Origin of the sequence: Kocuria kalidii, assembly GCF_044462225.1 — a bacterium.
GTDB lineage: Bacteria > Actinomycetota > Actinomycetes > Actinomycetales > Micrococcaceae > Kocuria > Kocuria kalidii.
On sequence record NZ_JBISWJ010000109.1, the window covers coordinates 26,568 to 34,088 of the forward strand.

The 7,521-nt window shown below is 73.0% G+C and carries 5 protein-coding genes and 1 tRNA gene; 1 reads left to right on the forward strand and 5 read right to left on the reverse strand.

From position 1 onward, the window contains the following. Positions 1 to 47 precede the first annotated feature (47 nt). From ACH9D3_RS16250 to ACH9D3_RS16260, 3 genes are all read right to left on the reverse strand, one after another. A complete protein-coding gene (locus ACH9D3_RS16250; RefSeq protein ID WP_396398329.1) occupies positions 48 to 1,460 on the reverse strand; it encodes a GNAT family N-acetyltransferase in 1,413 nt (470 codons plus the stop codon). Positions 1,461 to 1,521: 61 nt separating this feature from the next. Next, positions 1,522 to 4,410 carry a DNA polymerase I gene (gene polA, locus ACH9D3_RS16255; protein ID WP_396411718.1) on the reverse strand — a complete coding sequence of 963 codons (2,889 nt, stop codon included), beginning with the start codon at positions 4,408 to 4,410 and terminating at the stop codon, positions 1,522 to 1,524. A gap of 60 nt (positions 4,411 to 4,470) precedes the next feature. Further along, positions 4,471 to 5,085: a response regulator gene (locus ACH9D3_RS16260; RefSeq protein WP_396411724.1), complete on the reverse strand. Its 615-nt coding sequence runs from the start codon at positions 5,083 to 5,085 to the stop codon at positions 4,471 to 4,473. Between the two features lie 229 nt (positions 5,086 to 5,314). On the opposite strand from ACH9D3_RS16260, the gene ACH9D3_RS16265 reads away from it, so the two are divergent. Continuing rightward, positions 5,315 to 5,398, forward strand: a tRNA-Leu gene (locus ACH9D3_RS16265). A 123-nt stretch (positions 5,399 to 5,521) separates the two neighbouring features. On the opposite strand, the gene ACH9D3_RS16270 is transcribed toward ACH9D3_RS16265, so the two are convergent. Continuing rightward, positions 5,522 to 5,980, reverse strand: coding sequence for a hotdog fold thioesterase (locus ACH9D3_RS16270; protein WP_396411725.1), 459 nt, complete (start codon positions 5,978 to 5,980; stop codon positions 5,522 to 5,524). Between the two features lie 14 nt (positions 5,981 to 5,994). Next, positions 5,995 to 7,470, reverse strand: a complete 1,476-nt coding sequence (gene pyk / locus ACH9D3_RS16275; protein ID WP_396411719.1) for a pyruvate kinase — start codon at positions 7,468 to 7,470, stop codon at positions 5,995 to 5,997. Between the last annotated feature and the right edge of the window lie 51 nt (positions 7,471 to 7,521).

Sequence of the window (7,521 nt, forward strand, 5' to 3'; positions counted from 1 at the left end):
GCGAAAAGGGAAGCAACACGGGCCGCGGGCCGGCGCCGCAGCCCGGATCAGAACTGCGTGACGCCGTAGGGGGCGGTCGGGGTCTCCATGAAGTCCTGGAGGTCCCGCAGCGCGTCCTCGTCCCGGGACACGATCAGTCCGGCCTGCGCGAGGGTGCTCGCCTTGACCGCCCCGAGGTACAGGGACCCGAGCACGTCCACTCGCATCGCCACGTCCGCCCCCTCGGGCAGCTCCACCGCGGGGACCGACCGTCCGGCGTCGTCGTCCGCGGTGCGGGGACGGTCGCCGATCCGCTCCACCACGGGCGTCCCCCCGGTGGTGTCCAGCGACCAGACGCCGTCGGCGTAGCCCATCGAGTCCACGAGGGAGACGACGATCCGCCCGCGCGCCGTGTACGGGCGCGCGCTCAGGGCCGCGGCGGGGTCGAGGACCCGAACCCACACCTTGTCCGACTCCGCGGTGACGCGGTACTTGGCGCGGTCCGCCATCGCCCACACCAGCGGGTCCTCGACGGGGGCGCGTCCGAAGCGGACCTGGTCCACGAGGTCCAGGGAGGTCACGAACTCCCACAGGGCGATCGCCACGTCCGGGGACGCGCCCACGAGGTCGAGCACCGTCAGGGTCAGCGGGTAGGAGGTGTTCGGCTCGAAGCGGTAGGTCACGTAGCCGTCCGGGCGCATCGCGTCGTCGTAGTGCACGGCGCAGCGCACCTCCGGGTCCGCCGTCTGCGGCGTGATGGCGTACTCCCCCGTGTACTCCGGCCAGTGGTAGGCGACCCGGCTCACGGACCCGTGCGAGCTCTCGTGGAAGCGCTGGAAGAGCACGGGGGCCAGCTGGCGCACCGCCTCCCCGTCGGCCATCTCCACGGTCCCCACGGTGGGGGCCTTGAGCTGCAGGCGGGTCGTGGCGTCCACGGTGACCTCGCGGTTGAACGTCGCCGCGCCGAAGCCGAACCGGCCGTAGATGGTGGCCTCGGTCGCGGTCAGCAGCGCCACGGGGTAGCCGTCCCGCCGGGCGCGGTCGAGCTCGCCCGTCATGAGCCGGCGCAGCAGCCCGCGGCGGCTGTGCGTGGGCCGGACCGTCACCTCGGAGATGAGCCGGGCGCGCAGCAGCCGGCCGCGGCCCGCGTTGAGCGAGCCCTCCCAGGAGGTGAAGGTCGCCACGGGCCGCTGCGTGGGCAGCGCCGCCTCCGGCACGGCGTGCGGGTAGGCCCCCCGCAGCCGCACGCGCTCGGCGTGCATCCACGACAGCGTGCGCTCGAGGGTCTCGTCGGTGGGCTCCGCCTGGTGGAAGCCCTGGCGGATGGCCCGGACCCACTCCACCGCCGCCGGGTTGGCGGCGACCCCGCCGGGACCCACGCCGAACTCCGCGAAGGTGTAATCGTGCCCCCCGGCCGAGTAGGACTCGGTCACGGTCCCGGGGGTGGACGGTGTCGTGGGAGCCTCGTGCGGGTGGTCCATGGCGTGTTCCTCGTTCGCGGTGGGGTTGGGGGGGCGGCCGGCCGGGGCCGGGGCGGGACGGTCAGTGGGCGGCCTCGTGCCAGGAGCTGCCCGCGCCGACGTTGACCTCCAGCGGCACCGACAGCTCGGCGGCCCCGCCCATCTCCTCGCGCAGCACCCGCTCCACGGTCCCGCGCTCCCCGGGGACCACCTCGACCACGAGCTCGTCGTGGACCTGCAGGAGCATCCGCGAGCCCAGCCCCTCGTCGGCGAAGCGCCGGTCCACGCCGAGCATCGCCTTCTTGATGATGTCGGCGGCCGAGCCCTGGATGGGGGCGTTGAGGGCGGCGCGCTCGGCCATGGAGCGCAGCTGCCGGTTGTCGCTGGAGAGGTCGGGGAGGTACCGGCGGCGTCCGTCGATCGTGGCCGTGTAGCCGTCCTCGCGGGCCTGCTCCACGATGCCGCGCAGGTAGTCGCGCACGGCCCCGAACCGGGTGAAGTAGTCGCTCATCAGGGTGCGGGCCTCGTCCACGGGGATCCGCAGCTGCTTGGAGAGCCCGAAGGAGCTCAGCCCGTAGACCAGTCCGTAGCTCATGGCCTTGACCTTGGAGCGCATCGGCGCGGTGACGTCCTCCGGCGCGACGCCGAAGATCTTGGCGCCGACGAAGCGGTGCAGGTCCTCGCCGCTGCGGAACGCCTCGATCAGCGCCTCGTCCCCGGACAGGTGCGCCATGATGCGCATCTCGATCTGGGAGTAGTCGGCGGTCAGCAGCTGCTCGTACTCCCGCCCGCCGTCCGGGCCCCCGACGACGAACAGCCCGCGGATGCGGCGGCCCTCCTCGGTGCGCACCGGGATGTTCTGCAGGTTGGGGTTCGTCGAGGACAGCCGGCCGGTGGCGGCGACGTTCTGCATGTAGGTGGTGTGCACGCGCCCGTCCTCGGCGATCGCCTTCTGCAGGCCCTCGACGGTCTGGCGGAGCTTGTTGGCGTCCCGGTAGGCCAGCAGGCTCGCGAGGAAGCGGTGCCCCTTCGAGTCGGGGTCGGTGCGGGTCAGCAGCTCGGCCACGGCGTCGGCGTCGGTGGTGAAGCCGGACTTGATCTTCTTCGTCCTCGGCAGGCCCAGCTCCTCGAACATCACCTGCTGCAGCTGCTTGGTGGAGCCCAGGTTCACGGGCTCCTCGATCTGCGCGTGCGCCTCCTGCTTCGCCTGCTCGATCACCCCGGCGAAGTCGTCGAGCAGGACCTGCACGCCGTCCGGGTCCACCGCGATCCCGGCGAGCTCCATGCGGCCCAGCACCGCGGCCAGGGGGAGCTCGAGGTCCGTGAGCAGACCTGTCTGGTGCGTCTCGGCCAGCAGCTCCCGCAGGTGCGCGGAGAGCTGGACGGTCGCGACCGCCAGCTCCGCCTCCCGCCGCAGCACGGCCGGCGCGGGCCAGGGCTCCTCGTCGAGGGACAGCTGCTGCTGGCCCTCCGCGTCCGCCCCGTCCGGCACGGGCGCCACGGCCAGGCCCAGACGGTCCTCGAGCAGGGCCGGGAGCTCGTAGCTGCGCCGCGCCGGCTGCAGCAGGTAGGCGGACAGCTGGGGGTCGTCCACCACGCCCTCCAGCGGGAGGCCGCGCACCACGAGGGACTTCCGGACGTCCTTGAGCCCGTCCACGATCTTGGGGCGGTCCGCGTCGGCGAGCCAGCGGGACAGCACGGACTCCAGGGCGGAGTCCGCGGCCGAGAGGTCCAGGAACAGCGCGTCCGGCTCGTGGCCGCCGCGGGCCAGGAGCGCACCGGAGAGCTCGCGGGCGCCCGGGAGCACGGCGTCGTCGTCGCGGTGCAGGGCGCGCAGCACCACCGGGTCCTGCCCGCCGGCCAGCCACCGCTCCAGCTCCTCGGCCGTGCCGGGGCGCGCGATCTCCCCCAGGCCCAGGTCGGCCGGCGCGGCGGCCTCGTCCTCGGGACGGCCGAACGCGTCGTAGAGCCGGTTCCGCAGTCCGTCGCCGAACTCGAGGTCGTCGAAGACCTCCCCCACCGCCTCGGGGTCCGGCACGGGCAGGCCCGCGTCGGTGAGGTCGACGCCCAGCCCCAGGTCGGTCACGAGGCGGTTGAGCCGCCGGTTGCGCTCGACCGCCTCGCGGTGCTCGCGCAGGGCCTCGCCCTTCTTGCCCTTGACCCGGTCCGCGTGCGCCAGGATCGCGTCGACGCCGCCGTAGGCGAGGATCCACTTCGCCGCGAAGCCCGCGCCGACGCCCGGCACCCCCGGGAGGTTGTCGGCCTGCTCGCCGGTCAGCGCCGCGAGGTCCGGGTAGTGCTGCGGCGGCACCTTGTACTTCTCCACCACGGCGGCGGCGTCCATGTGCTTGAGGTCGGACGGGGTGCGCCCGGGGTAGACCACCGTGACGTGCTCGTCGATCATCTGGAAGGCGTCCCGGTCCCCGGAGAAGACGAGCACCTCGTAGTCCTGCTCGGCGCCGCGGCGGGCCAGGGTGGCGAGGACGTCGTCGGCCTCGTGCCCCTCGGCGGTGACGATCGGCACGCCCAGGGCGTCGAGGATCCGGCGGATCTGCGGGATCTGCCCGTGGAACTCCTCGGGGGTCTCGTCCCGCCCGCCCTTGTACTCCTCGTACTCCTGGGAGCGCAGGGTGGGTCCCTCGAGGTCGAAGGAGACCACCAGGTGCGTGGGCCGCTGCTCGCGCACCAGCTTCACCAGGGTGTTCACGAAGCCGTAGACGGCCTCCGTGTGGCGCCCGTCGGACGTCACGAACGCGGGGCCGCCGCCGTACTCCGCGGCGCGGGACAGCGCGAAGAACGCGCGGAAGGCCAGGGAGTGGCCGTCGATCAGCAGCAGCTTGCGGTCGGGCCGCGAGACCGGGAGGGGGATCTCGACGTCGACGGGGTGGTCGGTCTCGGTCCCGACGGTCACCGTGCGGACGGCGGTGTCGGGGGTCGCGTCGGTCTGCGTCTGCTGCGTCGTGTTCGTCACGGACCCATCCTAGGGCCCGGGGCGGGGCCCGGGGCGGGCGGGCGGCGGGGCCCCGGCGGGTCAGGTGACCTGGTTGATGATGGCCTCGGCGACCTCGCGCATGGACAGCCGGCGGTCCATCGAGGTCTTCTGGATCCAGCGGAACGCCTCGGGCTCGGTGAGGCCCATCCTCGTGGTCAGCAGGGACTTCGCGCGCTCCACGAGCTTGCGGGTGGCGAACTGCTCCTTCATGTCCGAGACCTCGCGCTCGAGCGCGGCGATCTCCTCGGACCGGGAGATGGCGATCTCGATGGCGGGCACGAGGTCGTCCACCGTGAACGGCTTGACCACGTAGGCCATGGCCCCCGCCTCCCGGGCCCGCTCGACGAGCTCCCGCTGGCTGAACGCCGTGAGCAGCACCACCGGGGCGATCCGGTCCGAGACGATCTGCTCCGCCGCGGTGATCCCGTCCAGGACGGGCATCTTCACGTCCATGAGCACGAGGTCGGGGCGGAGCTCGTGCGCGAGCTCGACCGCGCGCTGGCCGTTCTCGGCCTCCGCGACCACCTCGTAGCCGGCGTCCTGGAGCATCTCCACGATGTCCAGCCGGATCAGGGTCTCGTCCTCGGCCACCACCACCCGCCGGGCCGTGCGCAGACCGGACTCCGCGGCCTCCTCGGGGAGGTCGTCGGTCACGACCTCGGGCTCCTCCGCCGGGGAGGGGTTCGGCTGCTCCGTCACGCTGACTCCTTGCCTGCTGGTGCGTCGTTCCCTGCGACGCGCGGGCCGCGGGGACGTCCGGGAACCGGGGCACCGGAGTGCCCGATTCCGCGCGTTCCGTCCGATCAGCCCCAGCCTATAACTGTTGTACAGTGGTCGAGCGCAGAAGCCGCCCTCCACGAGGCGGCGCGGACTGCGACCGGAAGCCCAAGTGGCGGAATTGGCAGACGCGCCGCACTCAAAATGCGGTTCCACTGGAGTGTGGGTTCGAGTCCCACCTTGGGCACCAGCACCCCGGACCGGCGGTCCGGGGTTTTCTCGTACCCCGGCCGGTGCCCTCCGCAGCAGGGCCCTCCGCAGCAGGGCCCACCGCAGAGGGGCCCTCCGTGCGGGCCGCGAGGGGACCGGCCCCTCAACCCGTGGCGTCCCGCTCCCGGACCAGGTTCGTGACGCGGGCCGTGGACAGTCTCCGTCCGCGGTCGTCGGTCACCACCACCTCGTGCACGGTGAGCGTGGCCCCGAGGTGCAGCGCCGTGCAGGTCCCGGTGACCGTCCCGGTGGCCACCCCGCGCTGGTGCGTCGCGTTGATGTCGACGCCCACCGCGTAGCGCCCCGGCCCGGCGTGCACGCTCGCGGAGGTCGAGGCGAGCGTCTCGGCCAGCACGCAGTGCGCTCCCCCGTGCAGCACCCCGCCCGGCTGGGTGTTCGGCCCCACCGGCATCGTGGCCACCGAGCGCCCGGGCGTGAGCTCCGTGAACCGGATGCCCATCGCCCGGGCGAGCCCGCCGATCCCGTGGCCGGGGAACGCGGCGTGCAGCTCCTCGGGGACCCCGTGCTCGCGCAGGTCCCGGGAGTGCTCCTCCGGGGTCATCGCCGCCGGCCCGGTCAGTCCTCGCGCCACGGTCCCACGCGCTCGCGCCGCTGACCGGCCAGCAGCTCCCCGGCGTCCGCCATGTCGCCCACGCGGTGCACCTTCACGAGGTTGGTGGTGCCGGCGACCCCGGGGGGCGAGCCGGCGCAGATCACGACGAGGTCGTCCTTGCCGGCGAGACCCTGCTCCTGCAGGTGCAGGTCCACCTGCCGGGTCATGTCGTCCGTGTGGTCGACCCTCGCCACGAGAATGGGCTGCACCCCCCACAGCAGGGACATGAGTGCCGTGACGAGGGGCTCGGGGGTGAAGGCGAGGATCGGGTGGGCCGGGCGCAACCGGGACAGCCGCCGGGCGGAGTCCCCGGACTGCGTGAACGTGCACAGGTAGCTGACGTCCAGCTGCCGCGCGATGGTCACCGCGGCACGGGTCACGGCGCCGCCGCGGGTGCGCGGCTCCGTCCCGAGGGCCGGGACGCGCTCCAGCGCCTGGCTCTCGATGGCCTCGATGATGCGGGCCATCGTCTCGATGGTCTCGATCGGGTACTTGCCCACCGAGGTCTCCCCGGAAAGCATGACCGCGTCCGCGCCGTCGAGCACCGCGTTGGCGCAGTCGGAGGCCTCGGCGCGGGTGGGCCGGGGGCTGTCGATCATCGACTCGAGCACCTGGGTGGCGACGATCACGGGCTTGGCCCAGCGGCGGGCGAGCTCGATGGCGCGCTTCTGCACGATCGGCACCTGCTCGAGCGGCAGCTCGACGCCGAGGTCGCCGCGGGCCACCATGATGCCGTCGAACGCGTCGATGATCTCGTGCAGGGAGTCGACCGCCTGCGGCTTCTCGATCTTGGCGATCACCGGCAGCCGCCGGCCCTCCTCGTCCATGATCTCGTGCACCCGCACGATGTCCTGGGCGTCGCGCACGAAGGACAGGGCGATGAGGTCCACGCCGCGGCGCAGCGCCCAGCGCAGGTCGTCCTCGTCCTTGTCGGACAGGGCCGGGACGTTCACGGCCACACCGGGCAGGTTGATGCCCTTGTTGTTGGACACCGGTCCGCCCACGACCACCTCGGTGGTCACGGTCGAGTCCGAGACGGCGGTGGCGCGCAGGGCCACCCGGCCGTCGTCGATGAGCAGCGGGTCCCCCACGTTCACGTCGCCCGGCAGGCCCTTGTGCGTGGTGGAGCAGAGGCCACCCGTGCCCTCGACGTCCTCGGTCGTGATGGAGAACTCGTCCCCGGGCAGCAGCTCGTGGGGTCCGTCCGCGAAGCGGCCGAGCCGGATCTTCGGTCCCTGGAGGTCGGCCAGGATCGCGACCGTGCTGCCGAGGTCCGACGAGGCGCGCCGCAGGTTCTCGTAGGACGCGTCGTGCACCGAGTGGTCGCCGTGGCTCATGTTGAGCCGCGCCACGTTCATGCCGGACCGGATCGCCTGGGAGAGGTTCTCGTAGGAGGAGATGGCCGGGCCGATCGTGGCCACGATCTTTGCGCGTCGCATGTGTGCCGCCTTCGGTTGAGGGGTGCCGCCGGGAGGTCCTTCGGAGCAGTG